Origin of the sequence: Nitrospirillum bahiense, from assembly GCF_007828025.1 — a bacterium.
Taxonomy (GTDB): Bacteria; Pseudomonadota; Alphaproteobacteria; order Azospirillales; family Azospirillaceae; genus Nitrospirillum; species Nitrospirillum amazonense.
Genome location: NZ_VITO01000030.1, coordinates 50,829 through 76,343 on the forward strand (window position 1 = coordinate 50,829; position 25,515 = coordinate 76,343).

Consider the following 25,515-nt stretch of genomic DNA (forward strand, 5'->3'; position numbering starts at 1 on the left):
CCCGGTTTCCGTCCTTGGGTTAAGGGCGGGCCCGGGGCCCGTTCCATTCTTCCTCCGCGATGGGATGGCGGATGCCTCGCATATTAGTCGGCAGTGTTTATTTCCTGCGCCTGGACCCGGCGCGGTGGGCGGAACATCAGCCGTTCCCGCCGCTGGGCACCCTCTATGCCGTCGGCACGCTGCAGGCGGCCGGGCATGAGGTGCATTTCTTTGACGCCATGATCGCCCAGGCCGTGGCGGAGTGGTCGGCGCGGGTGGCGGAAGTGCGGCCGGACGTCGCCGTGCTCTATGACGACAATTTCAACTACCTGTCCAAGATGTGCCTGTCGGCCATGCGGCTGGCGGCGCTGGAGATGATCGCCGCCGCCACGGCCGTGGGGGCCAAGGTCGCCATCTGCAGTGCTGACGCCGCCGACCATCCCGACCTCTACCTTGACGCCGGTGCCGGTGCCGTCATCGTCGGTGAGGGCGAATTGACCCTGGCGGAGCTGACGGCCGCCTGGCGCGATGGTGCCGATGACCTGTCCGCCATCAAGGGTCTGGCCTGGCGCAACGGTGCTGAGACCGTGCGCAACCTCAAGCGTGAGGTACTGCGCGACCTGGACGCCCTGCCGCCGCCGGCCTGGGAACTGGTGGACATGGACGCCTACCGCCAGGTCTGGCGCCGGCACCACGGCTTCTTCGCCCTCAACCTCGTCACCTCGCGCGGCTGTCCCTATTCCTGCAATTGGTGCGCGAAACCCATCTGGGGCCAAGGCTACGCCGTGCGTGGTGCCCGGGCGGTGGCGGAGGAGCTGGCGCGCCTGGTCTGCCTGGCGGCGCCCGACTACATCTGGTTCATGGACGACATCATGGGGCTGAAGCCCCGCTGGTGGGGGGAGTTCGCCGCCGCCATCGATGAATTGGGCGTCAAGGTACCGTTCAAATGCCTCAGCCGCGCCGACCTGGTGCTGCGCGAGGGCGCGGTTGACGACCTGAAGCGCGCCGGCTGCGACATCGTCTGGCTGGGGGCGGAGTCCGGCAGCCAGAAGATCCTGGACGCCATGGACAAGGACCTGTCGACCGGGGAGATCGCGGAGGCGACGGCGAAGCTGAAGGCCGCGGGCATCCGCGTCGGCCACTTCCTGCAATTCGGCTATCCCGGCGAGGGCATGGCCGAGATCGGCCAGACCCTGGCCATGCTGCGCGCCACCCGGCCGGATGAGATGGGCATTTCCGTCTCCTATCCCCTGCCGGGGACGGCGTTTTACGAGCGGGTGCAAAGCCAGCTGCGGGACAAGCGGCATTGGGACGTGTCGTCCGACATGGCCATGCTGTACCGGGGCCCCTACACCACCGCCTTTTACCGCCACCTGCACACTTACGTGCATCGCGACTTCCGTGTGCGCCGCGCGGTGGCGCAGTTGCGGGATGCCGTGAGGGGCCGGGCCGAGGGCGGCGATCATCTGCGGGCCCTGGCCTTCGTCGCCTATTGCGGCGTAGCCATCCCGCTGTCCTGGGCGCGGCTGCAGTTGCTGCGCCTGATGCCGCATCCGGCTGCCCCCCGGACGATGACTGCGGGCAGGGTGGCGCCTTGACCGACATCCTGCTGACCCACGGCTATTTCCTGATGGCGGATCCGGCGGAGCGGGCGGTGATGAAGCCCTATCCGCCGCTGGGGCTGCTCTACATCTCCTCCCACCTCAAGGCCCAGGGCTTCGGGGTGGAAGTGATGGACACCACCTTCATGGACATGGCCGCCGCCCAGGCCACCTTGGCGGCGAAGCGGCCGGCGGTGGTGGGCATCTACGTCAACCTCATGACCCGGGGGAATGCCCTGCGTCTGGCGGCGGCGGCCAAGGCGGCAGGCGCCACCGTCATTTTCGGGGGGCCGGAGCCGGCGAACTACGCCGAGGAATACCTCAGCCGGGGTGGCGATATCGTCGTGTCGGGGGAGGGGGAGCTAACCCTGGCGGAGCTGATCCCCCATCTGGCCCGGCATGGGCTGACCGAACTGGATCAGGTTCACGGCATCGCCTATCGCGATGAGGACGGCGGCGTGCGCCGCACCCCGGCGCGCAAGCAGATCGCCGACCTGGACGCCCAGCCCTTTCCCGACCGGGACGCTATCGACCTGGAGCGCTACCTGCAGACCTGGAAGACGCACCACGGCGTGCGCTCCGTCTCCCTCATCGTGGCACGGGGGTGCCCCTACACCTGCAACTGGTGCAGCCATTCCGTTTTCGGCCATAGCCACCGCCGCCGGTCCGCCCAGAACGTGGCGGATGAGATCGAGTTCATCCGCGACACCTACGCCCCGGACCAGCTGTGGTTCGCGGACGACGTTTTCACCATCAACCAGAAATGGCTGGAACAGTTCGCGGCCGAAATGAAGCGCCGGGGCCTGCGCTATCCCTTTGAGACCATCACGCGGGAGGACCGGCTGAACGAGCGGGTGGCCGATCTGCTGGCGGAACTGGGGTGCTACCGCATTTGGATCGGCGCCGAAAGCGGGTCACAGCGCATCCTGGACGCCATGCAGCGCCGGACCAACGCCGTACGCATGCGGGAGATGATCGCCCTGGTGCAGAACCGGGGCATCCGCGCCGGCACCTTCATCATGTTGGGTTATGACGGTGAGACCTGGGAGGACATCGACGAGACGGCCCGCCACCTGCGCCTGTCGGCACCCGACGACGTGCTGACCACCATCAGTTATCCCATCAAGGGCACGCCTTATTACGACAAGGTGGCGGACCGCATCGCCGGCGGCGGTGCCTGGCAGGAGAGCAGCGACCGCGCCCTGACGGTGGTTGGGCGCAAGTCGCGCCGCTTCTACCGCCATGCCCAGCACTGGCTGGCGGCGGAAAGCCGCCTGGGCCGGCTGGAAGCCGCCCCCCGGCGCGACTTGCTGCGGCACGCCAAGGCGCGCGCCTCCTCGGCGCTCAGCCGCCTTGCCATGTACGCCACCCGGCATGAGGTGGAACATGGCTGAGGCCCTGTTGCAGCCGGCGGCCTTCGACCGCTTCGCTGACGATTACGACGCCGGCTTCGCCCACAGCATCCCCGGCCGCTGGCTGCGCCACGCCGTGTGGCGGCAGGTGGGCGCCCATCTCCGGCCGGGCATGCGCGCCCTGGACCTGGGCTGCGGCACGGGGGAGGACGCCCTGTGGCTGGCCCATGCCGGCGCCCAGGTGACGGCGGCCGACGGCTCCCCCGCCATGCTGCGGGTGACCGCCGACAAGGCTGCGCGCCTGGGCATGGCCGACAGGGTCGTCACGCGCCGGATCGACCTCAACGCCCCCGCCGACCTTTCTCCGGCGGATGGCGGCGGCCCTTACGACCTGGTGCTATCCAACTTCGGCGCCTTGAACTGCGCTATTGACCTGGCGCCCTTGGCCGACGCCCTGCGCCGGGCGGTTGCCCCGGGCGGAGTGGTGGCCCTGGTGGTCATGGGACGCTTCTGCGCCTGGGAAACCCTGTGGTACGGGGCGCGCCTGCGCCGTACCGCCGTGCGCCGCTGGTCCGGCCGCTCCACCGCCGACATCGGCGGCGCGGCCATCCCCATCCGCTATTGGACGCCGGGCGACATCGCCCGCGCCTTCGCGCCGGCGTTCCAGCCGGTCTCCGTCCATCCGGTGGGGGTGTTCCTACCGCCATCCGACCTGTTCGCCGGGCTGGAGCGTCATCCCCGCCACCTGACCCGCCTGATGCGGTGGGAGATGCGGGTGGGCAACCATGCGGCCCTGGCTGGGCTGGCCGACCATCATCTGACCCTGCTGCGGCATGTTTAAGGAAGCGACCGCGCCATGATCCTGTTCTACAACCCCGTCAGCTCCGCCTCCAAGAAGCCGGTCCTGCCCATGTCGTTGCTGGCCATCGGCGCCATGCTGGAGGGGGTGGAGGAGTATCGCATCATCGACGGCAACCTGGTGCCGGACGGGTTGACGGCGCTGCGCCAGGCGCTGGTCGAGACCAAGGCCGACATCCTGTGCGTGACGGTGATGCCGGGGCCGCAGCTGTCCAACGCTTCCCCCATCTGCCGGGCGCTGAAGGCGGAGTTTCCTCACGTCACCATCCTCTGGGGCGGCTATTTCCCCACCCTGCACGGCCAGATCGTGATGCAGGAGGCTTACGTCGATTATGTCTTCCGGGGCCATTGCGAACTGGCCTTCGGCGAGTTCGTGGCCAAGGTGCGGGCAGGGGAGGATGTGACCGGACTGCCGGGCCTGGGTTGGCGCGACGCGGACGGCAAGGTGCACCTGAACCAGAAGCCGCCGGTGCCCGACATCAACGCGCTGCCGGACTTCCCCTACCACCGGGTGGATATGGACGCCTACGTCCGTTCCTCCTTCCTGGGATCCCGCACCATCGCTCACCACGCCAGCTACGGCTGCCCCTTCCAGTGCAATTTCTGCGCGGTGGTGCACAAGGTGAACGGCCGCTACTCCGCCCAGACGGCGGAGCGCACGGCTGCGGTGGTGGAGAAGCTGGTGCGGGAGCACGGCGCCACGGCGGTGGAGTTCTACGACAGCAACTTCTTCGTCCATGAGGCCCGCTGCGCCGAGTTCGCGGAGCGTATCACGCATCTCGACATTGGCTGGTGGGGCTTCGGCCGCGCCGACACCATGCTGAAGTTCAGCGACGCCACCTGGGCCAAGATGCGCAAGAGCGGCCTGAAGATGGTGTTCATGGGGGCGGAATCCGGCGACCTGGAAACCCTGAAGCGCATGAACAAGGGCGGCAAGCAGGACGGCAACGCCATCCTCGCGGTGGCGGAGAAGATGCGCCGTCATGACGTCGTGCCGGAGATGTCCTTTATCATCGGCAACCCGCCGGATCCGGCGAAGGATGCCGAAAATACCATCCAGTTCATACGGATGCTGAAGAAAGTTAATCCGGCAACGGAGATCGTGTTCTACATCTACAGCCCCGTGCCGGTCGAGGGCGCCATGCTGCAGGAGGCGCAGGCGGCCGGCTTCGAATACCCCAAGGACGTGGCGACCTGGACCGAGGCGAAGTGGGAGAAGTTCGCCCAGCACCTGTCGTCCAACCTGCCGTGGATGAACGACGACATCCGGCGCAAGATCGGCAATTTCCAGCGGGTGCTGCACGCCCGCTACCCCACCATGACCGACACCCGCCTGACCCGCACGGGGCGCTTTGCCCTGCGCACCATGGCGGCCTGGCGCTACAAGACGCAGTTCTACGACTTCCCCATCGAGCTGCGCTTGCTGGACAAGGTGTTCCCCTACCAGCGCCCCGAAATTCAGGGATTCTAGGATGGGCGCCCTTCCCCTAGCGCGCGCCTGGCGGGGCCGGCGCCTGGCCCGGGTGCCGGTGGTCACCCTTATGCCGCACAGCCGCTGCAACTGCCGCTGCGTCATGTGCGACATCTGGAAAGCCAACCGCAACGGCACCAGCCTGGAACAGGCGGCGATGGACCGTCTGGTGGAGGATTTCAGCGCCCTGGGCGTGCGCTGGGTGGTGCTGTCGGGCGGGGAGGCGCTGATGCACCCCAACCTGTGGGGCCTATGCGCGGCGCTGAAGACCCTGCCGCTGAAGATCACCCTGCTCAGCAGCGGCCTGCTGCTGGAACGGCACGCCGCCGACATCGTGGACTGGTGTGATGAGGTTATCGTGTCGCTGGACGGGCCCGAGGCCACGCACAACCGCATCCGCGGCATCAAGGACGCCTACGCCTCCCTGGCCGCCGGCGTGGGCGCGTTGCGCCGTCGCCGTGCCGATTATCCTGTGGCGGCGCGCTGCGTCATCCAGCGCGGTAATTTCCATGAGCTGCCCGCTATCGTCGATGCTGCCAAAGCCATCGGCCTGGACAGCATTTCCTTCCTGGGCGCCGACCTCACCTCCACCGCCTTCAACCGGCCGCAGGCCTGGGCGGAGGGCCGGGTGGAGGAGGTGGGCCTGGCACCGGTGGAATGCGACGCCCTGGATGCCGTCATCGATCAATTGGCGGCCAGCCATGGCGGCGACTTCGCCGGTCGTTACATCCAGGAAAGCCCGGCTCGCCTGCGCCGCATCAGCGCGCAGTACCGCGCCGCCCGTGGCCTGGCGCCGCCCCCTTCCGTGCGCTGCAACGCGCCCTGGGTCTCCACGGTGGTGGAGGCCGACGGCACGGTGCGCCCCTGCTTCTTCCACGAACCCATAGGCAGCCTGCGCGACGGCACCCTGCCGGAAATCCTGAACGGCCCGGTGGCCCGCTCCTTTCGCGCCGCGTTGGACGTGGGCAGCGATCCCATCTGTCAGCGCTGTGTTTGCAGCCTCAAGCTATGAGTACCGCCATGGCCACTCCCCAGCCGGCCCCGCCGCCCCCGGCCGTTTCCACCGCCACCCGCCTGTTGTGGACGCCCTGGACGGCGGCCAAGCGCGCGGTGCTGCGCCGCCGCCTGGGCCGGGCGGTGTTCGAGAAGATCCGGGGCCGCTCCTTCGTCGTCTGGCCGGGGGTGTTCAACCCCGTGGTTTTCCGTACCGGCCGCTTCCTGGCGGAATTCATCGCCACCAGCCCGCTGCTGGAACCGGCGGAGGGGGCGACTGCGCTGGACATGGGCACCGGCTGCGGCGTGCTGGGCATCTTCGCGGCCTTGCGGGGATACCAGGTGGCGGCGGTCGATGTGGTGCCCGAGGCGGTGTCCTGTGCCCGGGCCAACGCCATCCTGAACCGGGTAGCGGTGGAACTGCACCAGGGCGACCTGTTCGCCCCCGTGGCCGGCCGCACCTTCGACGTCGTGCTGTTCTCCCTGCCGAAGTTCCGGGGCACGCCCACCACGACGTTCGAACAGTCCTGGCGCAGCCCTGACGTCATCGACCGCCTGGCAGCCGAACTGCCCGCCAGGCTGAAGCCCGGCGGCCGGGCCTACTTCGTGCTGACCAGCCACGGCGACTGCGCCGGTATGCTGAACGGCCTGGCCAAAGCCGGCCTGGTGGTGGAACGGGTGCTGTGGCAGCACTTCGGGGTCGAGACGCTGGCGATTTATTCCGCGACGACGCCAAACCGCGACAGCAGCGCCGCCGTATCCAACTGAGGCCTAAGCGCCGCCAGCATTTCCGCCACGCTCATGCGCACGTGCTTGGCCTCGCCGCCTACCGTCAGGCGGCCGAAGCCCGGCGGGGCGCTCAGGCGGTCGTCCACCAGCACCGGCTGTCCGGCGCGGACCACCAGCAGGATGTCGGCGGGCGTCAGGGCGAAGAAGGCGTCCCACGGGTCGTCGGCGGTGCGCCGGGCGATGACCAGGTCGTCGGCCATCGTGTGCCGCCAGAAGCGCGCGGCGCGGAAGGTCAGGCTGGCAAACAGCTCCGCGTCCGCCACGCGGCCACGGGCCTGGCGCAGATGATCCCACAGGGTGCCGGGGGCGGAGATGGTAGCGTCGGTACCGAACAGCAATTGGGTGTGGCGCAGGGCGGCAGCCGCGTCCGCCGTGCGGCCGAACAGGAACAGGTTGCTGGCGGGGCACCACACCAGGGCGGCCAGGCGCCGGAAATCCTCGCCCTCCAGGCTCACGCCGTGCACGCCGGCGACGGCGCGGCGGAACAGGTTTTCCTTCAGGAAGGCCAGGGCGCGGCGGCGGCTGTCGACCGTCACGCCCTCTGCCAGGTGCGTCACCGCCGGTCCCAGCCCCGCCATCCACCGCCAGGGGCTGGCCAGTTCCGGCGAATGCAGGTCCTGAAAGGGTGCCAGCACGCGGATGGGGCCCTCGACCGGGGCGCCGCCATGGTCAGCCACCGCCGTCACACCCCACAGCAGGTTCTTCAGCAGACCGACCTGGACGCGCAGGCGGGCGGGGATGGCTTCGATGCGCGTGACCAGCGCGCGGTTCGCCTGCACGTCGTGGCTCCAGCCCAGGAAGTCGTCGTAGGGCGGGGAACCGGTGGGTGGATAGCAGTTGAAGGCCAGGTGGTCGTGGGAATTGATCAGGCCTGGAAAGGCGATGCAGTCACCCAGCCGCCGACCGTAGGTCGCCGCCAGATCCGCCAGGCTGGCCGGGGGCGCGGTGGGGCCCATCCAGTGCGGCGGCATCACAGTGTCTCCGACCCGGCATGGGACAGGCGATAGGCCAGCAGGCCCAGCGCCTCATGCGCCGCCAGATCCAGGTGCGCCAGGTTGGCGGCCAGGGACAGATGGGTTTCCGGCCCCCGGGCGGTGGTCAGGTAGTCCGACGGCCATGGGATAACCTTCCAGCCCACGCGCGAGGCCGAGAGCATGGCGCGGGGCATGTGGTAGGCGGAGGCGACCAGCAACCAGGCCTGCCCCGGCGCCGGCTGCGCCATCCGCTTGGCCAGCACCAGGTTTTCCAGGGTGGTGCGCGACCGCGCCTCATAGCTCACCCGCGTGTCGTCCAGGCCTAGGTCAGCCAGCACGTGGCGCGCCACCTCGGCCTCCGGCATGCCGGCCGTGCCCAGCTCACCCGACCCGCCGCTGAAGATCACACGCGCCTCTGGATGGTGCCGCGCCAAGGCGGCGGCGGCCAGCAGGGTGCCTCCGTCCGGGCCCACGCCCGGCACCCCCCGGTCGCGCAGCACCTCGCCATTCAGGCCTTCGCCCAACACCAGGATGCCATCGATGGTAGCGGGTTCCGTGAGCGGGCGGGGATACAGACCTTCGATAGGCCGCAGGGCCCAATTGCCCACGGGCAGGGCCAGCAGGACCAGCAGCGTCAGGGCGCAAGCCGTTGCCGGCACCACGGCCGCCGGGTGGCGCCGGGCCGCCAGCACGGCGGCGGCGAGGGCCGTCCACACCAGCACATGGCTGGGCGCCACCAGGTACCAGCCGATCTTGGAGACGGTGAAGAATTCCAGCGGCGTCATCCTGGCGCACCGCCCATCAAGTATTTGAGTTTACACCGTATAGTCCTACGCTTCCGCTTCATGTTGAAGGGGTGCCGGCCATGACGATGACGGATGTGATGAGGACGCCGATGCGCCTGCTGCGCGGCCTGGGGCCATGGCGCCGCTCGCCCCGGCGCTTCCAGCCCTTCAGCTACACGGCCCCTGACCGCTATCCCTGGCTGTTTACCTTCGTGCGCGATCGGCTGGGCGACGGGCCGGACCGCCGCCTCCTGTCCTTCGGCTGTTCGGTGGGGCAAGAGGTCGCCAGCCTGCGCCGGCTGTTCCCGCAGGCGCGGCTGAAGGGCATCGACATCGATCCCCGTAACATCGCCGAGGCCCGCGCCCTGCGGCTGCCGGGCGTGGACTTCGCCGTGGGCGACAGCACGGCCGGGGAGGATGACGGCGCCTATGACGCCATCTTCTGCCTGGCGGTGTTGTGCAACGGCCGGCTGACCGTCAACGGGGCCGAGCGCTGCGACCCCGTGCTGCACTTCGCGACCTTCCACGCCATGGTGGCGGACTTCGCCCGCTGCCTGAAGCCGGGCGGCCTGCTGTGCCTGGTCACCACCAACTTCCGTTTCCGTGATACCGAGGTGGCCGCCGGCTTCAACGTGGCCCTGACCATCACCCCCCACCAGTTGGCGCCCGACGTCATATTCGGGCCGGACAACCGCCTGATGCCGGGGGAGCGCTACACCGACGTCGTCTTCGTCAAGCGTTGAGCTAGAAGACATACTGGACCAGCAGGCCGATGGTCTGGACCGTGTAGTTCTCGGGAATGACGCCTAGGTAGGTGTTGTTGTTGATGGCGCCGGCCGTCAGGCCCGTGTAGTGGAAATCCACCACCCGCTCATAATTGAAGCGATAATACAGGCGGTAGGACAGCTCTTCCGACATCTGCCAGCGCACATCGGTTTGCAGGGCGTGGCTGTCGTAGGTGATGTCGGGGAAGCTGCTGCCGGCCTGCGCCGGCGTCAGGCTGTTGAAGAAGGCGCCGGTGCTGGCGAAGGCGTAGTCGATGGCCGTTCTGGCGCGGGTGAAGGTGTAGTCCGCGTTCAGTGAGACGACGCCCCAACTGTGGTGGGCGTTCAGGCCCACCGTATAATTGTCCGACCCCACCGTTTCCGTCCAGCCGTTGGCCAGGGGATAGCCCGGGCCGCCGGCACTGCCGCTGGTGCCGCTGCCGGTGGCGTTGATGTTGGCGACACCCCGGTCCTGGTTCTGATAGGTGAAATAGCCCGTCAGCGTGGTCGCGGCCGACATCTGGTAGGTATAGGCGGCGGTGACATCATAGGCGTGGGTGGCCTGCAGGCCGTAGGCGGCGTCGTACTCGTCCACCTTGACGCTGCCGGTCAGCTGCAGGTCGCTGCGCGGGGACAGGATGTAGTTGGCTTGGCCACGCAGCACATGCTCGCTGCGGTTGGCCACGTCGAACTTGCGCAGGTCCGCCAGGGCGAAGGCCGGATCGCCCGCCGGCGTGGCGGGGATATAGCCGGGCAGGGCGGAGGAATAGTAGGGCGTATAGGGGTTGGACTGGTAATCGCTGCCGATACGCCGCGCGAACTCATACGACATGCGGGCGGTGCCCCACTCATACCCCGCGGTGCTGACCTGTAGCCGGGCGATGTTGTCGTGGGCGTCCGCGATCTCGCGCACCGTATGGTCGATGGTGTCGTTCTCGTAGGACAGGTCCAGCTTCCAGTGGGTGTCCAGGCGGTAGGCCGCCTTGACCGTCGCCTGCAACTCGTTGTTGGCGAAGGGCATGTTGCGGATTTGGACCAGGCTGCCCGGGGTGTTGGCCTGGTAGATGCCGCTCAGGGACGGAATGAAAGGCGCCAGCCCGCCGTCGATGGCAATGTAGCCGTACTGCCCGGTTTGCGGGTTGTAGGCGACGTAGTTGGTGCGGTTGGCCTCATCCCGGTCGCGCACCTCCACCGTCAGGCCCAGGTCTGGGCTGACGGTGTAGTGATACTGCGCCACCGCGTTCAGGATGTTGATGGCGGCGTTTGCGGTGGGCTGGCTCAGCGCCGAGGCGTTGTTCCATTGGCCGAGGTTGATGGTGTTGCCGCCGCTGGTGATCAGGCCGCCGCCCGTGCTGGGCGCCTGCAGCTCATCATCCTGGCGCATCAGGCTGTAGGACAGGCTGGCGGTGAAGCGTGAGGCCGGCGACAGCTGCACCGCCAGATCGCCCTTCACCGTGTGATAGTCGTTGTTGGGCGCCAGGCTCAGCCGGCCGGTCTGCGGGATATAGGCGCCAGCGGTGGTGTTGGAGGTCAGGCCCGGGTTCTGCCAAGTGAGATCCAGGATATCGTTGCGGAAGAACGACCCGGCATAGGCCAGGTTGGCCTGGAAGTTCTGTTCCTTGTAGCGCACGCCGCCGGTGACATCGACGGTCTGGTAATGGATGGGCTGGATCAGCTGGGTGGCGCCGTTCTGGAACGGATAGCCGAAGGTGGCGCTGATGGGCTGCGTGCCGTTGCGCTGCTCATCCGAAATCTTCAGGAACAGCTCGGCATGCTCATCCACCGTGTAGGTCAGGGAACTGCCGGCCTTTTCCCGCAGGATGCGCAGGGTGCTGGGCCCCACCGCCGCCGCCACGGCGTTGACCTGCGCCGGGGTGGAGGCGCCGGGCGTCAGGCCGCCGCGCAGGGTGAGATTGCCGGTGCCCGCCCCGTCCCACAGCGACTTGGCGGTGGTGGAGAAGGTGTGCGGGATGCTGTCGAAATAGGCCTGCAGGTCGAACACGCCATAGCGGCCGACGTCCACCTGGTAATACTGGTCGGTGCGGCCCAGGTTCTGGCCGTAGGCGGAGGCGTGCAGGGCGGTCTTGCGGTTCTCTGCCGAGAAGCCCAGGCCGGTGACGGTGAAGCCGTTCTTCCAGTCGCCGTATTCGTTCAGCGCGGCCGAGCGGCTGTCCTGGCCGAAGGTGCCCATGATGCCGGCCTCGAACCAGCCCTGGGTCCACCAGTCGGGGGCGCTCTTGCTCTGCGTCATGTCCGGCGTGCGGAAGGGCACGGGATACATCAGGCCCGTGGGCGTGCGCGTCACGTCGTCGATGATGGACAGGCCGTCGCTGTCCCGCGCCCGGTTCATCACCTGGGCCGTGGGGTTCAGGACGTTGCCCGGCCCGCCGTAGCCGGTGGCGCCGCTGTCGGCCTGGGCCGCCGTCACGGCCAAGGGGGCCGCCAAGGGGGCGGTGGCTGCCAGCAGCCAGCGGGTGGAGGTTTTCAGACGAGGTCTCATCGTTCGAACCGCGCGCCGGAGGGACTGTTGGACCCGTGGATGTTCACATGGCAGGTCTGGCAGCTGGTGGCGATCAGGCGCGGGTCGGGCATGGGGCCGCGCGCCATGTTGCCGGCCGTCAGCAGGCTGCCGGGATGGCCGTCTTGCGAGTGGCACTGCTGACACAGCACCGGGCGCGGCGCGTTCAGCAGGTTCTCGAAGTTGGACCCGTGCGGCGAATGGCAGTTCAGGCAGCTTTCCCGCACCGGCGCATGCTCGAACAGGAAGGGCCCGCGCTTGTCGGCGTGGCAGGTGAAGCACACCTCGTTCACGCTGTCGGCCTTCAGCAGCGGCGCCGTGGTGGAGCCGTGCGGGTTATGGCAGTCGGTGCAGCTGAGCTTGCCCTCCAGCAGGGGCATGTGCGACCGGCGGGCGAATTCCGCGTGCTGGGCCTTGTGGCATTGGAAGCAGGTCTCGTTGATGCTTTCCCGGGCGGTCAGGCCGCGCGCGCCGAAGGTGGTCATGGGGTTGTGGCAATCGGCGCAACCCAGCTGATTGCTGTCATGGATGCTGTCATGCCAGAAGATGCGCTGGCCGCCGGCGTGGCAGGTCAGGCACTGGCCGTTCTGTTCCGCCACCGGTGTTTTGCTTTTCTTGGAAAAGCTGATGATGGTCGTCAGGTCCGAGGGATCTTCGACATGGGCCGAGCCGGGACCATGGCAGGCCTCGCAATTCTGCGCCTGCAACTCCGTGCGGGGGTTCTGCTGGAACACCTTGGCGTGGATGGTGTGGGCCCAGTTGGTCGCCTCCTGCTGGTGGCAGCTCTCGCACGTTTCGCGCCCGACATAGGTGCGCTGCGGCTTGGCCTCCGCCTTTGGCGCGTCGGGCTTGGAGACTTCGGCCTTGGGCGTGTCAGCTTTCGCAGTGTCAGCCCTGGGACTATCAGGGGCGTAGCTGGCCAGGCGGGTCCATTTGGACGTGGGCGGCTGGGCCGCTGGAGCAGGCGTGAACTGGGTGGCCTTCAGGCTAGGGTAGGGCGCGCCCGTCGCCATGCCCATGTGCGCGGCGCCCGCAGGCATGGCGGCGATGTCGCTGTCGATGCGCTGCAGGGCGTCGGCATCGACATGGCCCGCATGGATGCGCGCCATCTCATCCCGCAGGGCCGCCTGATCAGGCGGCAGCACAGGCGTTTCCGCCCGGGCCAGGCCCGCCAGGCCGCAGGCCAGCAGCAGGGCCAAGGCGATCGCGCGCCTCATTGCGGCGCCAGGGATTTGAGGTAGGCGACCACGTCCCGGCGCTGCTGTTCATCCGCCAGGCTGAAGGGCATCTTGTTCGGGACGGATGGATCGCCGACGAAATCGCCCAGGTATTTGTGCGGGTTGGCTAGGTAGGCGACGATATTGTCCTCGCTCCACACCAGGCCTTTGGCCGCCGCCTGCTGTACGGCGGGGGAATAGCTGTAGCCGCCGATGCTGCCGGCCGGGCGGCCGACCACGCTGAACAGGCTGGGCCCCACCTTGTTCACGCCCTGCTCCGCCGAATGGCAGGCGGCGCATTTCTTGAAGACGGTGGCGCCGTTGGCGGCGTCGCCCGCGGCGTGGGCCGTGCCGGCACCCCCCACGGCCAAGGCCACCACCAGCGCGGCGGAAAACAGGTTTTGCTTCGGCGTCATACAGCGGCTCCCTCAGTCCCTGTCCCCTCAGACGGGTGGGACCGGCGGGATATTCCCCTGCCGCCTCGAAAAAGAGTGATTTGGGGAAAAGTGATTAGGAAAGGTTTGGGGCCGGTGGGTGGCTATCAGACGGTCTTCTTGGCCTCCCCCGTCACCGGCGTCCAGGATGGCGGGTCGCTGGCAGGGAAGGAGTCCTCGCTGGCGTCCTCCACCGCGTCGCGAGCTGGCACATAGGGCGGTGGGGCGTTGGCCTTGTCGATCAACGCCTTCTGGCCATCGACCATGGCCTGCGGCACCACGGGGCCCGGCGTCGTGACCACGGTCTGATGGCCTCGGATCCTCGGATCCTCCATACGGGCCGGCGCCATGGTGGGGCCGCTCAACACCTGGCGCATCTGGTGGGTCTGCGGCCGGGGCAGGGGGTGGGGCCGCTCTTCCGGATCGCTGATCTCATAGGGCAGGTTGTGGCGCTCGGCATAGTCCACCGCTTCCTGCAGCTTGTCGAAGGCGAGGAAGACATCCATTTGCGGATCGCCGCCGCCCTTCCAGCCCATCAGCGGATCGGTTTCATGCGTGGGCTTGGCCTCATAGGTCAGAATCCACGAGGTTTTGCGGCCCGGCGCGTTTTGCATCGTGGCGGGCGAGGGCCGGCGGATGTAGACGCGGAGCGGGACGGGGATGCCCAGGGGATCGCCCGGGGACCGAAGCGGCTTGGTCATGTGTCACCTCCAGAAGGAAACAGCGCTTCAAGCGTCATTGCCCGGCTTCGTTCCCCGCCCCCGAAACGGAACCGGCCGCCCTTGCATCTGTTGACGCCGCATACCCCTTGCGGAGACAGGATCATGAGCGAAGAAGGCAACGGCACCTCCCGCCGCACCGTCATCGGCGGCTTGGCGGTGGGCACGGCGATGGCGGGTTTCACGGCGATTCCCGCCCAAGCGGCGCCTGCCCCCGCCGGCGGCAAGCGCACGGCGCCCGAATACCCCAACCCGCCCTTCCCCAAGCAGGAACAGCAGGAACCGCCGGGCCTGGCCAGCCGCATGAACCCAAGGCCGGACCATGGCGAGGAAAGCTACAAAGGGTCCGGCCGCCTGGCGGGGCGCAAGGCCCTGATCACGGGGGGCGACAGCGGCATCGGCCGCGCCGCCGCCATCGCCTTCGCCCGCGAGGGGGCGGACGTGGCCTTCGGCTACCTGCCGGTGGAGGAACCGGACGCGAAGGAGGTGGTGACGCTGATCCAGGACGCAGGCCGCAAGGCCGTGCCCCTGCCGGGCGACATCCGCAACGAGGCCTTCTGCCAAAAGCTGGTGGCCGACGCGGCGCGCGAACTGGGGGGACTGGACATCCTGGTCAACAACGCCGCCCGGCAGCATTCGGTGGACAGCCTCACCGACATCAGCAGCGAGCAGTTCGACGACACCTTCAAGACCAACGTCTACGCCATGTTCTGGATCACCAAGGCGGCCATGGCGCACCTGGGCAAAGGGGCGGCCATCATCAACACCGCCTCGGTCAACGCCTACGATCCGTCGCCCAACATTCTGGATTATTCGGCGACCAAGGGCGCCATCATGATTTTTACCAAGGGCCTGGCCAAGCAGTTGGCCAAGAAGGGCATCCGGGTGAATGCCGTGGCGCCCGGCCCGGTGTGGACGCCCCTGCAGCCCAGCGGCGGCCAGCCGCCGGAAAAACTGGTGACCTTCGGGTCGGATACGCCCCTGGGCCGGCCGGGGCAGCCGGCGGAGCTGGCGGCGCTCTACGTGCTGCTGGCCAGCAACGAGGACACCTTCTCCACCGGCCAGGTCTTCGGCGCCACCGGCGGTCACGGCGGGCCGTGAGGCCCGCCGCCCCGCCGCCCCTGGGGGGCTCAAGCGACCTTGAGCACCACTTTGCCCCGCACATGCTCATCCTCCAGCACATGCTCCGCCTCCGCCGCCTCTTCCAGGGCGAAGACTTTATCGACCTGCACCCGCACCCGCCCGGCGTCGATGAGTCGCCCGATCTCCGCCAGTTGGCGGCCATCGGGGTGGGCGGTGTAGCGCGTGCCCTCAGCGCCATGCTCCCTGGCCTTGTCGGCCGAGGGCTCGGTCAGGGTGGAAACCAGGATGCCGCCCTGTTTCAGCACCCACCATGACCGGTCCTGGGTCTCACCCGCCACCAGGTCGTAGACCAGGTCAACCTCCGGCACTTCATCCTCAAAGCGCTGGTTCTTGTAGTCGATGGCCTTGTCCACGCCTAGGGACCGCACCCACTCCAAATCCCCTTCGGAACAGGTGGCGTAGACGGTGGCGCCGTAGGCCTTGGCGAACTGCACGGCGAAATGGCCCACGCCGCCAGCGGCGCCATGAACCAGCACCCGTTGCCCGCCCTTCAGGCGCCCATGGTCGAACAAGCCCTGCCAAGCCGTCAGGGCGGCCAGCGGGACGGCGGCGGCCTGGATGGGATCCAGCCGCTCCGGCTTGGGTGCGCAATGGGCGACGTTGGCCACCACATACTCGGCATAGCCGCCCCGGTCGGTGGGCAGCATGGCGTAGACCGCTTCCCCTTCGCTGTAGCCGGTGACGGCGCGGCCGCATTTCTCAATCGTGCCGCACATATCACGGCCCAGGGTCAGCGGCAGTTGGTCGGCTGGGAGATACTTGCCATTGCGGATCTTGTAATCAACGGGGTTCACGCTGGCCGCCTGCACCCGCACCAGTACCTCATAGTCACCGGGCTCGGGCTTGGGCACATCTTCCAGCGTCAGAACCTCGGTCCCGCCAAAGCTGTGGATACGCACCGCCTGCATCGGAGCCTCCTCTCTTGCATTGGAATGATGGGGGCAGCAAAACCCGCCATCGCCGTCATGGTTCCGCGTCGGCGATGGGAACCAGATCGCCTGTCGCAATCTATTCCGGGTTTGCGTCGCCAAGGCGCAGGCCGGGGAATTTGACGACGAGATTGAGGCGTCGAACCTGCTGGCGGAATACGAAGGCGGGATCGGCGCGCCGGAACGGTTGGTCGGCCCTAAAACCATGAATCATGACAGCAGCTTCCGGCTGATCGCCTCAGCCATCATGATCGTGGTGACGTTGGTCGGTGCCGATACGATGTCCGGCATGATCGACGCGTCGACGACATGCAGGCCCTCCACCCCGCGCACCCTGCCCTGGCTGTCGACCACGGCCGCCGGATCGCCTTCGGCACCCATGGGCACGGTCGAGGTCGGGTGGGAATAACCGTCGATCTGCGCGATGATCGCCCGCTCCAGGACCAAATCGTCCTGGACATCGTCCCCCGGCGCCATCTCGAACGCAATCGCGTCGCTGAACGGGGCTGTGCGCCCGATCTTGCGTGACAATCGAACGGCTTCCTTCATGCGTCTGAGGTCGCCGGGATCATCGAAGAAGTTGAAACGGATGAGCGGCATCGCCCTCGGGTCGCGGCTGGCGAGCCGGATCGAGCCGTTCGACTTGGGCAGCGTCACGGCGCAGGCCAGCACGATTGCACCGCCTGTCGGGCTCAGCGCGGGATCGAAGATGTGCGTGCCCGAGACATGCAGGTCGAGTTCGTCCGGCCCCGCTTCGGACGAGTTGGTCCAGATGATCGCGCCGGCGACGGGCGTCATGGAGGAGACCTCCGGCTTCAGCGCATAGACATTGTAATAGAAAGGATGCTCCTTCAGCCGCTCACCCACCGGTGCGTCGACCAGCACCGGGATGCCCAGTTCCCGAAGATGACCGGCGGGGCCGATCCCGGAGCGCATCAGGATGGCGGGACTGCCGTAGGTGCCGGCCGAAAGGATCACCTGTCCGGCACGGACCTCCTCACCGCCGACCAGGCGGACGCCAACGGCGCGCTTGCCGTCGAACAAGACCGTGTCGATCTCCGCCCCGCCCCGGATGGTGAGGTTCGGCCGCGCGCGAACCTCGTCGGTGAGATAGGCCATGCCGGTGTTGACGCGATGCTCGCCGACGACGTTCAGCGGATAGGGTGAGACCCCGTTCTGCTGGGCGCCGTTGAAGTCCTGAACGCGCGCGAGGCCGACCGCCTCCGACGCCAGCACGAAGGCGCGCATGGACGGCGTGATCTCCTCCATGGTCCGCTGCCGGATCGGAAACGGCCCGGTTCGTCCGTGCCAGGCGTCATCACCCGTCGGCGTGTTCTCCAGCGCCTTGAAGATCGGGAAGACATCGTCCCAGGTCCATCCCTCGACGCCCATCGCCGTCCAGCGCGCGAAATCGGATGGGCGGCCGCGCATCGCGACAGCGGCGTTCACGCCCGAGCTGCCGCCCAGCACTTTCCCACGGATCGCGTTCACGTCATGCCCGAGCGTGGCGCCATCCTGCGTGTGGTAGCCCCAGCCGTGCGCGGCGTCGCCGCCGACCCGGTTCGCATTGGCGATCACGTCGGGATAGGCCGAGGGCGCATAAGCGGCGCCGGCCTCCAGAAGCAGCACGTGACGGCTTCCGTCCGCGCTCAGGCGACGCGCGAGGACGGCGCCGGCCGAGCCGCCGCCAACGATCACGACATCATGGTGGGTGTCCGATGAAAGCTGGGTTGCCATGGGATCTCTCTATCAGATCTCGACCGGCCATCGAGCGGCGGGTCGTTCAGGGGGTGAAGGCGCGGATGAGGAAGCGGCTGGCGCGGTCAAGCGCGTCACGGCTGCTTTCGAGATGGGCGACATCGAGCTGGAAGACGTGATGCATCCCCCCCCAGACCTCGAGCTCGACCGCGACGCCGGCCGCGGCGGCCTTGGCCGCGAATTGGCGGGAGTCGTCGAGAAGACGCTCGGCGGTGCCGACCTGGATCAATAGCGGCGGCAGGCCGGACAGGTCGCCGTGCAACGGCGAGGCGAGCGGGTCCGTGGCGGCGTAAGCGCCGAGATATTTGTCCGCGCAGTCCCGCAGGTAGTCGTGGCCGATCAGCGGGTCGACCAATCCTGGATCCGTCATCGACCCGCCGGTGAAGGCGAGATCGGCCCAGGGCGAGAAGACCACCCCCGCGATCGGCTTGGCGGTGTCCGACCGCTTGGCCAGTTGCGCCATGGTGACCAAGGACAGGCCGCCCCCGGCGGAGTCCCCCACGATCGCGATCCGGGAATAGCCTTGCCCGATCAGGTATTCGTAGGCGGCCAAGGCGGCGTCCGGCGCCGCCGGCAGGGTCGCCTCCGGCGCGAGAGGATAGTCGATCGCCAGGGCGGGGATGCCGCTCCGGCTGACGATCTGGCTGACGAAGCCGCGATAGGCCTGGGCCGTGCCCATGACATAGCCGCCGCCGTGGATGAACAGGATCGCCTGCCCGGCGGCGCGGGCGCTCTCTGGGCGCACCCACCAGCCATGCACCTCGGCGGTGGTGACTTCCTCGACAGTGGCGCCGGCCGCCAAGGGGCTGGCCGCGATGAAGGTGTCGTAGATCGCGCGCGGCGCGCCGGTGGCGGTGCCCCAGAAGTGGGCGAAGTGGGCCAGCAGCGCCGCTTCGCGCCCGCGCTCCGCCGCCGATATCCAGGGCACGTTCGTCTCGGTGGGCCGGTCGGCTGTTCTGAGGTCGGTCATCTCTCGATCTCCTATGGATGGGGTCGTCATGCGCGATCACTCCGGGCGTGGGTAGGCCGTCGCGCGGGGGGAACGTCACCGCGCGTGGATCAGGATGGATGGGTTGATGGGATCAGGTGGGAACGCGGCCGAACTTGCCTCGCGCGAAATCGGCGAGCGTGCGGCGGACATCGTCGGCCGTCGACATGACCAGCGGCCCGTGCTTCACGAACGTCTCGTGGATCGGCTTGCCGGCCATCAGCACGAAGTGGGCGGGAGCTTTGGCCGTCATGGCCACCTCGATGGCCAAGCCCGCCTCGACCGTTGTGGCCGTGCCGGCCGGCAGGACCCGCTCCTCCCCGTCGGCGGCGACCGTCACCGTGCCCGACACGGCATAAATCCATGCCTGCCGCCCTTCCGGCAGCGCGTGGCTGAACCGGCCGTCGGCGGCGAGGAAGCCGTCCAGCATCGTCGTCTCTTCGGGTGTCCCGGTCTCACCCTTGATGCCACCGCTCGCGCCCAGAACGACGCGGACGCGGTGGCCGCCGCCTTCGATCGTGGGCACGTCGCCGGCGTCCACTCGCAGCGAACGGGCCGGGCATTTCTTAAGACGCTCGGGCAGGTTCACGAAAACCTGCAAGGCATGGACGCGCGAATTTTTCGCGGGCTTTTCCTCGTGGGCCGCACCGCTCGCGGCCGTCAGCCAGTAAAGGTCGCCGGCCTTCAACTCGATATTGTGTCCCAGGGTGTCCCGGTTGAGGAACACGCCTTCGCTATCCTCGAACATGGCGGTCACCGCCGAAATTCCGGCGTGAAGGTGCGGCTCGAAGGTCGGCGCGGTCATGACGAAGTGATCCACCATCAGCAGCGGATCCATCGCCCCGGCGAACATTTCCTCCGAGAAGTGCCGGGCCGAAAAGCCCGAGCCAATACTGTGCGGGACGCCCAAGACGATTTGTCCAAGCCGCTGGGCGGTTCCCTCGGTCTTTTCGATGTTTGCGATGCCATCCATGGCGGTCACTCCAACAACTTGTCTGATGCCGCGATTATGAACGGGGCAGACCGGCCGGGAAGTCGCCAAGTTTGGAACTTAACGTCCAAATGGTTGAACGCTGGACCTGGGCGTAATGGCGGGCGCGGGGCCAGAGGTCGCCCTTGTCCAACCCGCCAGCCCTACATGAGCACGCGCTTGGGAAATTCCGCCGACAGATGGTCAAGAAACGCCCGTACGGAGGGTAGGAGACCCTGACGGTATGGGATGAGCGCGGTCAGCGTGGAATCGCCGGCAAGCCAATCCGGCAGGATGCGCTCGATGGCGCCCGAATGGACCTCCGCCCGGCAGATGTAGCCGGGAAGCGCCACCACGCCCAAGCCCTTGATCGCGGCCTGCTTCAGCCCAACCATGTCATCCCCGAGCAGGCGCGGGGTAAGTGGCACCACGATCTCGTCGCGCTTTTGGCGTGCGTGACGCAGCCGCCACACGGGCTCCACGCCCGTCCGCATCATGAACAGCGAGGGATGCTCCTGCAGATCCTGCGGTGTCTTCGGCGCGCCGTGCCTCTTCACATAGTCGGAACCCGCGAATAGGAACCAGGGCGCGGGCGCGAGGGTCCGCTGAACCAGGTTGGAGTCCGGCAACGGGTCGGAGTGCGCCCGGACGGCCAGATCGTAATTCTCGCCCACGATATCGACGGTGCGATCGGCGGCATGCGCGACGACATTGACTTTCGGGTGCTGGACCAAAAAGTCGGCGATGATGTCCGCGAGCGCGAACTGCATCGTCGCCGTGCCCGCCGTGCACCGGACCGTGCCCCTTGGCTCCGTCAGGCGCCCACGGATCGTGGTCTCGGCCAACTCCGCCTCCCGCAGCATGGCGACGGCGTGCCGATAAAAGTCCTCGCCGGAATCGGTCATGCCGAAGCGCCGCGATGTGCGATTGAGTAGGCGCACGCCAAGCTCGTTCTCAAGCTGCTGAATGCGGTGGCTCAGCGTCGATTTCGGAACGCGCAGTGTCTGACCGGCCGCCGTGAAGCCGCCCCGATCAACGATTTGGACGAAGTAGAAGAAGTCGTTCAGGTCCAGCATCACCACCCCCATCGTCCATTGCCATGGACGTTAAGTTGCGATTTAGACGTCTTCTGGGCTGTTCGTCCACCCCCTACCTTCCAGCCATCACGAACGATGACCGTGAGCTGGACCCAATCATTGGCTGGAGAGTGGAAATGACGAACCGTATCTATGAGCCGCTGACCAAGGACAACGCCGCCGTGATCCTCGTTGATCACCAAGTCAATCTGATGACCGGCGTGCGTGACTATGAGACGGGCGAGCTTAAGCACAACGTCGTGGCGCTTGCCCGCGCGGCCAAGGCGCTCAGCCTGCCCATCGTCGCCACCAGCACCGCGCGCGATACCCTGTGGGGCCCGACTTTCCCCGAGCTTGTGGAGGCGCTGGACGGCATCGAGATCATCGACCGCTCCACGGTGAACGCCTATGACGATCCCCGCGTGGCCGCCGCGATCGAGGCGACCGGCCGCAAGAAGCTGATCTTCGCGGGCATTTCGCTGGAGGTCTGCGCGGGCTTCCCGGCGATGACAGCCGTGGCCAAGGGCTATGACGCCTACATCGCCGTCGACGCGTCGGGCACCTTCAACCGCACCAAGCACGACGTGAACCTGTTCCGCCTGCAGCAGGCCGGCGTGATCCTCTCCGACTACGCGACCTTCATGGTCGAGATCCTGAAAGACAATGCCGCGCCGGAATCGGCCGCCGTGTACGACGCCCTGGACATGCCCTGGGCCAAGCTGGTCGGCCAGATCGTCGCGACCTACGCCAAATAAGCGGCGCCAAACAAGACGGCACCGTTCCAGCGAACCGCTCCCACAAAACCCAACCGGTGTCCATGGGTCGCCGAAGGCGCGGCCCGCTCCGGGGATTCAATGGAGATCGCAATGTCATCCCTTCAAGGAAAACGCGCTTTCATCACGGGTGCCAGCCGTGGGATCGGCGCCGCCATCGCCCGCCGCTTCGCCGCCGAGGGGGCCGCGGTCGCGATTGGGTACGAGCGGTCAGCCGATGCCGCTAACGCCATTGCGCGGGAGATCGAGGCGGCGGGCGGCCGCGCCTTCGCGGTTCAAATGAACGCGGCGGAGCCCGCGTCGATCAAACAGGCCGTCGATCACGCCGCCTCCGAACTCGGCGGCCTGGACATCCTCGTCAACAATGCCGGCATCATCAGTTACGGCACTGTCGAGGAAGTCACGCTCGAACAGATCGACGTCATGCTGGCGGTGAACATCCGGGGCGTGATCCTCGCGACCCAAGCGGCCCTGCTGTACATGTCCGAGGGCGGCCGCATCATCTCGACCGGCAGCAATCTCGCGGACCGCGTGCCCGACGCCGGCAAGGCGCTCTATTCCGCCAGCAAGGCCGCGCTGATCGCCTGGACCAAAGGCGCAGCGCGTGACCTGGGGCCGCGTGGGATCACCGTCAACCTCGTGCATCCGGGGTCGACCAACACCGACATGAACCCCGCCGTTGGCCCGCATGCCGAAGCCCAGCGCCAGCGGATGGCGATCAAGGAATATGGCAAGCCCGAGGACGTCGCCGCGCTATACGCGTTCATCGCCAGTGATGAGGCCCGTTCGGTGAACGGCACGGGCTTCACCGTTGATGGTGGGGCGAACGCGTAACCCCCGCCGGCCACCGCCCCGTAGGCGCTGAGCAAGGCCCTATTCGGCGCGCAACTTGGACGCCGAACGATGCGGTATCCGTTTGGATGGCCCGCCCCCTCGAAACGACGGGTTAATATCGCGGACCTTTGCGAGAGGGAGAGGGGCGGACCGATGGATATCGTTTCCGGTTACGGCCGGTACGTCGGGTCCAGCGTGGGCCGATGGTTCGCACCTTCCCATGGTCCGGTGCCGCGCCCCTCGAGATGGATCAGGCCGCCGCTGTTCACGGATAGAGCAGGTATTTGGCGCGTAGCGCCGTGAAGGCCGTCAGGTCCGCTTCCCATCCGGCGGCGATGGCGCGGGGGGGTACGCCCGAACGGATGGCCTCAACCGTGGCCTTGGAACCGATCAGGCCCAAGGTGTCATCCAGGGTGAACCGCTGCGGGTAGAGCCGGTGGAGCGCCGCCGCCAGTTCCACACCCAGCAGCGGGCTATCCAGGGCCATGCGATCCGTCATCGTCAGGCGCACCCCTTGGCACGGCAAGCCGGCATGGCGATCCCCCGTTGGGATGAAGGTCGTGACCCCAGAGGTCAACCGGTGTCCAGGCCGGGGACAATCCCGTTTCCGTGCTGATGAAGTACTACTGAGCGGCGACGCGGATTTCGGGCTGGGCGACCGGCTCTGCCGGGATGAGGCCCAGTTCGCGTCCCGTGGTGGCGAAGAGGGAGAGGGCGTGGTCGATCTGGCTGCGGCTGTGAGCGGCGCTGACGCTGGAGCGGAGCAGGGCAAGGCCCTTGGGCGTGGCGGGGGGCAGGCTGACGTTGGTGTAGAGGCCGGCCTCCAGCAGGCGTGTCCAGAAGGCGAAGGCCGTCTTGGGATCGGGCATGATGGCGGAGACGACAGGGCTGGCCTCGGGCCCGACATGGAAGCCCAGGTCGCCGAGGCCGGCATGGAAGCGGCGTGCGTTGTCCATCAGCTGTTGGCGCAGGGCCGGGCGGTGGCGCAGCTGGTTCAGCGCCTCCGTCACCGCCGCCACCACGGCCGGGGGCAGGGAGGCGGTGAACATGTAGGGCCGGCTGGCAACGCGCAGGATGTCGAAGCCGTCCATATCGCTGACGCAGAAGCCGCCGATGCCGCCCAGGCTCTTGGAGAAGGTGCCGACGACGAAGTCGACCTCATCCTCGACGCCGGCGGCCTCGGCCAGGCCGCGCCCGGTGCGTCCCAGGACGCCCAGGGAATGGGCCTCGTCCACCACCAGGTAGGCGCCCCACTTGCGCTTGACCTCGACGAACTCGCGCAACGGGGCGGTATCGCCCAGCATGGAATAGATGCCCTCGACGACGATGACCTTGTCGCCGGGGGTGTCGGCCAGGCGGCGCAGGCGGTTGTCCAGGTCGTCGGGGTCGTTGTGGCGGAAGCGGGTGACCTGGGCGTGGCCCAGGCGGGATCCGTCATAGATGCTGGCGTGGCTGTCGGCGTCCAGGATCAGGTGGTCGTCTTTGCCGGCCAGGGCGGAGAGGATGCCCAGATTGGCCTGGTAGCCGGTGGAGAACACCATGCAGTGCTGCCGGCCGTAGAAGTCGGCCAGGTGGCGTTCCAGCTGCCGGTGGCCGCCGTAGCTGCCGTTGGCGACGCGCGAGCCGGTGGTGCCGGCGCCCAGGCTGCGGGTCGCGGCGACGGCGGCGTCGATGACGTCGGGGTCGTAGGTCAGCCCCAGGTAGTTGTTGGTGCCCAGCAGCAGGATGCGCCGGCCGGCGATCACCCCCTCGGTGGGGGAGAGCACCCGGTCGAAGCTGACGTTGAAGGGGTTGTGACCGATGGATTCCAGGCTCTCGAACTGCCCCATCAGCGGCGCGTACTTGTCGAAGAGGGCCATGGATCAGCGGCCGCCCTTAAGGTCCTGCGCCGCGGCGACGAGATCGCCGACGGTCTTCACCTCGGCGATCCGGTCCAGCGGGATGGAGATGTCGAGCGCATCTTCGATCTCCATCACGAAATCCATGACCGCGACCGAGTCCAGACCGAGGCCTTCGGTGATGTTCGTATCGTCCGATAATTCGACGGGTCTATCCAGCGCGGCACGGAGGGCGTCGAAGACAAGCGACCGGATCTGCTCTGCTGAGTTCTGCATATCTTGGCATCGGAGACGTTATGGGGGGGAACGTTATGAGGGGACTCGATCGCTTGGGCGGCCCGTGATCAGGATCAATGGTCGCGGCACGGGGATAGGGGGCCCGCGCTCCCGCAGCCGGGTTCCTTGCCCGGCTGCGACGATGAGGCACTTCATTTGGCGACGGCGAGCTTCAGGGTGGTGCTGCGGATGAATGTCTCGGTCATCTGGTAGGCGATGTCGTCGGTGTACTGGACCGGGGGGTGCTTGCAGAAATAGGCGCTGGGCCCTTCCAGGATGCCGCCGATGCCGTTGTCCAGGGCGAGCTTGCAGCAGCGGATCATGTCGATGACGACGCCGGCGGAATTGGGCGAGTCCTCGACCGAGAGGCGCAGCTCGATGTCCATGGGGACGTCGCCGAACAGGTGGCCCTCCATGCGGATGAAGCACAGCTTGTTGTCGTTCTGCCAGGGCACGTAGTCGCTGGGGCCGACGTG

At 67.6% G+C, this 25,515-nt stretch carries 24 protein-coding genes and 1 pseudogene; 10 read left to right on the forward strand and 15 right to left on the reverse strand.

Going from position 1 to position 25,515, the window contains the following annotated elements:
• Nucleotides 1-71: 71 nt before the first annotated feature.
• The 6 genes from FBZ88_RS27870 to FBZ88_RS27895 are packed head-to-tail and all read left to right on the forward strand — an operon-like array spanning nt 72 to nt 7,022.
• Nucleotides 72-1,577 (forward strand): B12-binding domain-containing radical SAM protein, encoded by a 1,506-nt coding sequence (locus FBZ88_RS27870; RefSeq protein ID WP_145620260.1) that lies wholly within the window; start codon nt 72-74, stop codon nt 1,575-1,577.
• Complete coding sequence (locus tag FBZ88_RS27875; RefSeq protein WP_186464637.1) at nt 1,574-2,974, forward strand: B12-binding domain-containing radical SAM protein; 1,401 nt, start codon at nt 1,574-1,576, stop codon at nt 2,972-2,974. The genes FBZ88_RS27870 and FBZ88_RS27875 overlap by 4 nt, the downstream gene beginning before the upstream one ends.
• Complete coding sequence (locus FBZ88_RS27880; RefSeq protein WP_186464638.1) at nt 2,967-3,773, forward strand: class I SAM-dependent methyltransferase; 807 nt, start codon at nt 2,967-2,969, stop codon at nt 3,771-3,773. Before FBZ88_RS27875 ends, FBZ88_RS27880 begins: the two co-directional genes overlap by 8 nt.
• A 15-nt stretch (nt 3,774-3,788) precedes the next feature.
• Nucleotides 3,789-5,261: a B12-binding domain-containing radical SAM protein gene (locus tag FBZ88_RS27885; RefSeq protein WP_145620262.1), complete on the forward strand. Its 1,473-nt coding sequence runs from the start codon at nt 3,789-3,791 to the stop codon at nt 5,259-5,261.
• A 1-nt stretch (nt 5,262) separates the two neighbouring features.
• Nucleotides 5,263-6,273: a radical SAM/SPASM domain-containing protein gene (locus FBZ88_RS27890; protein ID WP_145620263.1), complete on the forward strand. Its 1,011-nt coding sequence runs from the start codon at nt 5,263-5,265 to the stop codon at nt 6,271-6,273.
• Between the two features lie 8 nt (nt 6,274-6,281).
• Nucleotides 6,282-7,022, forward strand: a complete 741-nt coding sequence (locus tag FBZ88_RS27895) for a methyltransferase (protein ID WP_145620264.1) — start codon at nt 6,282-6,284, stop codon at nt 7,020-7,022.
• Here FBZ88_RS27895 and FBZ88_RS27900 read toward each other — a convergent pair.
• Both FBZ88_RS27900 and FBZ88_RS27905 read right to left on the reverse strand, forming a co-directional pair.
• The gene (locus FBZ88_RS27900) at nt 6,971-8,014 is read right to left on the reverse strand and encodes an amidohydrolase family protein (protein WP_145620265.1); all 1,044 of its coding nucleotides are present in this window, start codon (nt 8,012-8,014) and stop codon (nt 6,971-6,973) included. The genes FBZ88_RS27895 and FBZ88_RS27900 overlap by 52 nt on opposite strands.
• Complete coding sequence (locus tag FBZ88_RS27905) at nt 8,014-8,802, reverse strand: YdcF family protein (RefSeq protein WP_145620266.1); 789 nt, start codon at nt 8,800-8,802, stop codon at nt 8,014-8,016. Before FBZ88_RS27905 ends, FBZ88_RS27900 begins: the two co-directional genes overlap by 1 nt.
• A gap of 80 nt (nt 8,803-8,882) precedes the next feature.
• Between FBZ88_RS27905 and FBZ88_RS27910 the strand changes: the two genes are divergently transcribed.
• Nucleotides 8,883-9,545 (forward strand): class I SAM-dependent methyltransferase, encoded by a 663-nt coding sequence (locus FBZ88_RS27910; protein WP_145620267.1) that lies wholly within the window; start codon nt 8,883-8,885, stop codon nt 9,543-9,545.
• A 1-nt stretch (nt 9,546) separates the two neighbouring features.
• Here FBZ88_RS27910 and FBZ88_RS27915 read toward each other — a convergent pair whose 3' ends face one another.
• The 4 genes from FBZ88_RS27915 to FBZ88_RS27930 form a co-directional block, all read right to left on the reverse strand.
• Nucleotides 9,547-12,066 carry an MtrB/PioB family outer membrane beta-barrel protein gene (locus FBZ88_RS27915; RefSeq protein ID WP_145620268.1) on the reverse strand — a complete coding sequence of 840 codons (2,520 nt, stop codon included), beginning with the start codon at nt 12,064-12,066 and terminating at the stop codon, nt 9,547-9,549.
• A complete protein-coding gene (locus FBZ88_RS27920; protein WP_211102830.1) occupies nt 12,063-13,301 on the reverse strand; it encodes a DmsE family decaheme c-type cytochrome in 1,239 nt (412 codons plus the stop codon). The genes FBZ88_RS27915 and FBZ88_RS27920 overlap by 4 nt, the downstream gene beginning before the upstream one ends.
• Entirely contained in the window at nt 13,298-13,717 is a 420-nt protein-coding gene (locus FBZ88_RS27925; RefSeq protein WP_145620269.1) for a c-type cytochrome, read from the reverse strand. The genes FBZ88_RS27920 and FBZ88_RS27925 overlap by 4 nt, the downstream gene beginning before the upstream one ends.
• Nucleotides 13,718-13,842: 125 nt before the next feature.
• Nucleotides 13,843-14,436, reverse strand: a complete 594-nt coding sequence (locus tag FBZ88_RS27930; protein WP_145620270.1) for an NADH dehydrogenase ubiquinone Fe-S protein 4 — start codon at nt 14,434-14,436, stop codon at nt 13,843-13,845.
• 123 nt (nt 14,437-14,559) lie between these two features.
• On the opposite strand from FBZ88_RS27930, the gene FBZ88_RS27935 reads away from it, so the two are divergent.
• Complete coding sequence (locus FBZ88_RS27935; protein ID WP_211102831.1) at nt 14,560-15,555, forward strand: SDR family oxidoreductase; 996 nt, start codon at nt 14,560-14,562, stop codon at nt 15,553-15,555.
• Nucleotides 15,556-15,584: 29 nt separating this feature from the next.
• On the opposite strand, the gene FBZ88_RS27940 is transcribed toward FBZ88_RS27935, so the two are convergent.
• The 5 genes from FBZ88_RS27940 to FBZ88_RS27965 all read right to left on the reverse strand — a co-directional run bounded on the left by FBZ88_RS27940 (nt 15,585) and on the right by FBZ88_RS27965 (nt 21,318).
• Nucleotides 15,585-16,505, reverse strand: coding sequence for an NADP-dependent oxidoreductase (locus tag FBZ88_RS27940; RefSeq protein ID WP_145620271.1), 921 nt, complete (start codon nt 16,503-16,505; stop codon nt 15,585-15,587).
• Nucleotides 16,506-16,736: 231 nt separating this feature from the next.
• Nucleotides 16,737-18,263 (reverse strand): GMC family oxidoreductase, encoded by a 1,527-nt coding sequence (locus FBZ88_RS27950; protein ID WP_145620272.1) that lies wholly within the window; start codon nt 18,261-18,263, stop codon nt 16,737-16,739.
• A 46-nt stretch (nt 18,264-18,309) separates the two neighbouring features.
• A complete protein-coding gene (locus FBZ88_RS27955; RefSeq protein ID WP_145620273.1) occupies nt 18,310-19,254 on the reverse strand; it encodes an alpha/beta hydrolase fold domain-containing protein in 945 nt (314 codons plus the stop codon).
• 112 nt (nt 19,255-19,366) lie between these two features.
• The gene (locus FBZ88_RS27960; protein WP_145620274.1) at nt 19,367-20,245 is read right to left on the reverse strand and encodes a pirin family protein; all 879 of its coding nucleotides are present in this window, start codon (nt 20,243-20,245) and stop codon (nt 19,367-19,369) included.
• 161 nt (nt 20,246-20,406) lie between these two features.
• The gene (locus FBZ88_RS27965; RefSeq protein WP_145620275.1) at nt 20,407-21,318 is read right to left on the reverse strand and encodes a LysR substrate-binding domain-containing protein; all 912 of its coding nucleotides are present in this window, start codon (nt 21,316-21,318) and stop codon (nt 20,407-20,409) included.
• 137 nt (nt 21,319-21,455) lie between these two features.
• On the opposite strand from FBZ88_RS27965, the gene FBZ88_RS27970 reads away from it, so the two are divergent.
• Both FBZ88_RS27970 and FBZ88_RS27975 read left to right on the forward strand, forming a co-directional pair.
• The gene (locus tag FBZ88_RS27970; protein WP_145612177.1) at nt 21,456-22,073 is read left to right on the forward strand and encodes an isochorismatase family protein; all 618 of its coding nucleotides are present in this window, start codon (nt 21,456-21,458) and stop codon (nt 22,071-22,073) included.
• A 111-nt stretch (nt 22,074-22,184) separates the two neighbouring features.
• Nucleotides 22,185-22,925, forward strand: coding sequence for an SDR family NAD(P)-dependent oxidoreductase (locus FBZ88_RS27975; RefSeq protein WP_145620276.1), 741 nt, complete (start codon nt 22,185-22,187; stop codon nt 22,923-22,925).
• Nucleotides 22,926-23,190: 265 nt separating this feature from the next.
• On the opposite strand, the gene FBZ88_RS27980 is transcribed toward FBZ88_RS27975, so the two are convergent.
• From FBZ88_RS27980 to FBZ88_RS28000, 4 genes and pseudogenes are all read right to left on the reverse strand, one after another.
• On the reverse strand, nt 23,191-23,502 hold the full coding sequence (locus tag FBZ88_RS27980) for a DUF1343 domain-containing protein (protein ID WP_281290165.1): 312 nt from the start codon (nt 23,500-23,502) through the stop codon (nt 23,191-23,193).
• A 46-nt stretch (nt 23,503-23,548) separates the two neighbouring features.
• Entirely contained in the window at nt 23,549-24,784 is a 1,236-nt protein-coding gene (spt, locus tag FBZ88_RS27985) for a serine palmitoyltransferase (RefSeq protein WP_145620277.1), read from the reverse strand.
• A gap of 3 nt (nt 24,785-24,787) precedes the next feature.
• The gene (locus tag FBZ88_RS27990) at nt 24,788-25,039 is read right to left on the reverse strand and encodes an acyl carrier protein (protein ID WP_004274421.1); all 252 of its coding nucleotides are present in this window, start codon (nt 25,037-25,039) and stop codon (nt 24,788-24,790) included.
• 152 nt (nt 25,040-25,191) lie between these two features.
• Nucleotides 25,192-25,515, reverse strand: a pseudogene (locus tag FBZ88_RS28000) (myo-inositol-1-phosphate synthase); the annotation flags it as partial.

What these genes read in the sequence shown, in the direction of transcription:
- FBZ88_RS27870 (WP_145620260.1), top strand. Translation starts at nt 72, where the DNA reads ATGCCTCGCATATTAGTCGGCAGTGTTTATTTCCTGCGCCTGGACCCG.
- FBZ88_RS27880 (WP_186464638.1), top strand. Translation starts at nt 2,967, where the DNA reads ATGGCTGAGGCCCTGTTGCAGCCGGCGGCCTTCGACCGCTTCGCTGAC.
- FBZ88_RS27885 (WP_145620262.1), top strand. Translation starts at nt 3,789, where the DNA reads ATGATCCTGTTCTACAACCCCGTCAGCTCCGCCTCCAAGAAGCCGGTC.
- FBZ88_RS27890 (WP_145620263.1), top strand. Translation starts at nt 5,263, where the DNA reads ATGGGCGCCCTTCCCCTAGCGCGCGCCTGGCGGGGCCGGCGCCTGGCC.
- FBZ88_RS27895 (WP_145620264.1), top strand. Translation starts at nt 6,282, where the DNA reads ATGGCCACTCCCCAGCCGGCCCCGCCGCCCCCGGCCGTTTCCACCGCC.
- FBZ88_RS27900 (WP_145620265.1), bottom strand. Translation starts at nt 8,014, where the DNA reads ATGCCGCCGCACTGGATGGGCCCCACCGCGCCCCCGGCCAGCCTGGCG.
- FBZ88_RS27905 (WP_145620266.1), bottom strand. Translation starts at nt 8,802, where the DNA reads ATGACGCCGCTGGAATTCTTCACCGTCTCCAAGATCGGCTGGTACCTG.
- FBZ88_RS27910 (WP_145620267.1), top strand. Translation starts at nt 8,883, where the DNA reads ATGACGATGACGGATGTGATGAGGACGCCGATGCGCCTGCTGCGCGGC.
- FBZ88_RS27915 (WP_145620268.1), bottom strand. Translation starts at nt 12,066, where the DNA reads ATGAGACCTCGTCTGAAAACCTCCACCCGCTGGCTGCTGGCAGCCACC.
- FBZ88_RS27920 (WP_211102830.1), bottom strand. Translation starts at nt 13,301, where the DNA reads ATGAGGCGCGCGATCGCCTTGGCCCTGCTGCTGGCCTGCGGCCTGGCG.
- FBZ88_RS27925 (WP_145620269.1), bottom strand. Translation starts at nt 13,717, where the DNA reads ATGACGCCGAAGCAAAACCTGTTTTCCGCCGCGCTGGTGGTGGCCTTG.
- FBZ88_RS27930 (WP_145620270.1), bottom strand. Translation starts at nt 14,436, where the DNA reads ATGACCAAGCCGCTTCGGTCCCCGGGCGATCCCCTGGGCATCCCCGTC.
- FBZ88_RS27935 (WP_211102831.1), top strand. Translation starts at nt 14,560, where the DNA reads ATGAGCGAAGAAGGCAACGGCACCTCCCGCCGCACCGTCATCGGCGGC.
- FBZ88_RS27940 (WP_145620271.1), bottom strand. Translation starts at nt 16,505, where the DNA reads ATGCAGGCGGTGCGTATCCACAGCTTTGGCGGGACCGAGGTTCTGACG.
- FBZ88_RS27950 (WP_145620272.1), bottom strand. Translation starts at nt 18,263, where the DNA reads ATGGCAACCCAGCTTTCATCGGACACCCACCATGATGTCGTGATCGTT.
- FBZ88_RS27955 (WP_145620273.1), bottom strand. Translation starts at nt 19,254, where the DNA reads ATGACCGACCTCAGAACAGCCGACCGGCCCACCGAGACGAACGTGCCC.
- FBZ88_RS27960 (WP_145620274.1), bottom strand. Translation starts at nt 20,245, where the DNA reads ATGGATGGCATCGCAAACATCGAAAAGACCGAGGGAACCGCCCAGCGG.
- FBZ88_RS27965 (WP_145620275.1), bottom strand. Translation starts at nt 21,318, where the DNA reads ATGCTGGACCTGAACGACTTCTTCTACTTCGTCCAAATCGTTGATCGG.
- FBZ88_RS27970 (WP_145612177.1), top strand. Translation starts at nt 21,456, where the DNA reads ATGACGAACCGTATCTATGAGCCGCTGACCAAGGACAACGCCGCCGTG.
- FBZ88_RS27975 (WP_145620276.1), top strand. Translation starts at nt 22,185, where the DNA reads ATGTCATCCCTTCAAGGAAAACGCGCTTTCATCACGGGTGCCAGCCGT.
- spt (WP_145620277.1), bottom strand. Translation starts at nt 24,784, where the DNA reads ATGGCCCTCTTCGACAAGTACGCGCCGCTGATGGGGCAGTTCGAGAGC.
- FBZ88_RS27990 (WP_004274421.1), bottom strand. Translation starts at nt 25,039, where the DNA reads ATGCAGAACTCAGCAGAGCAGATCCGGTCGCTTGTCTTCGACGCCCTC.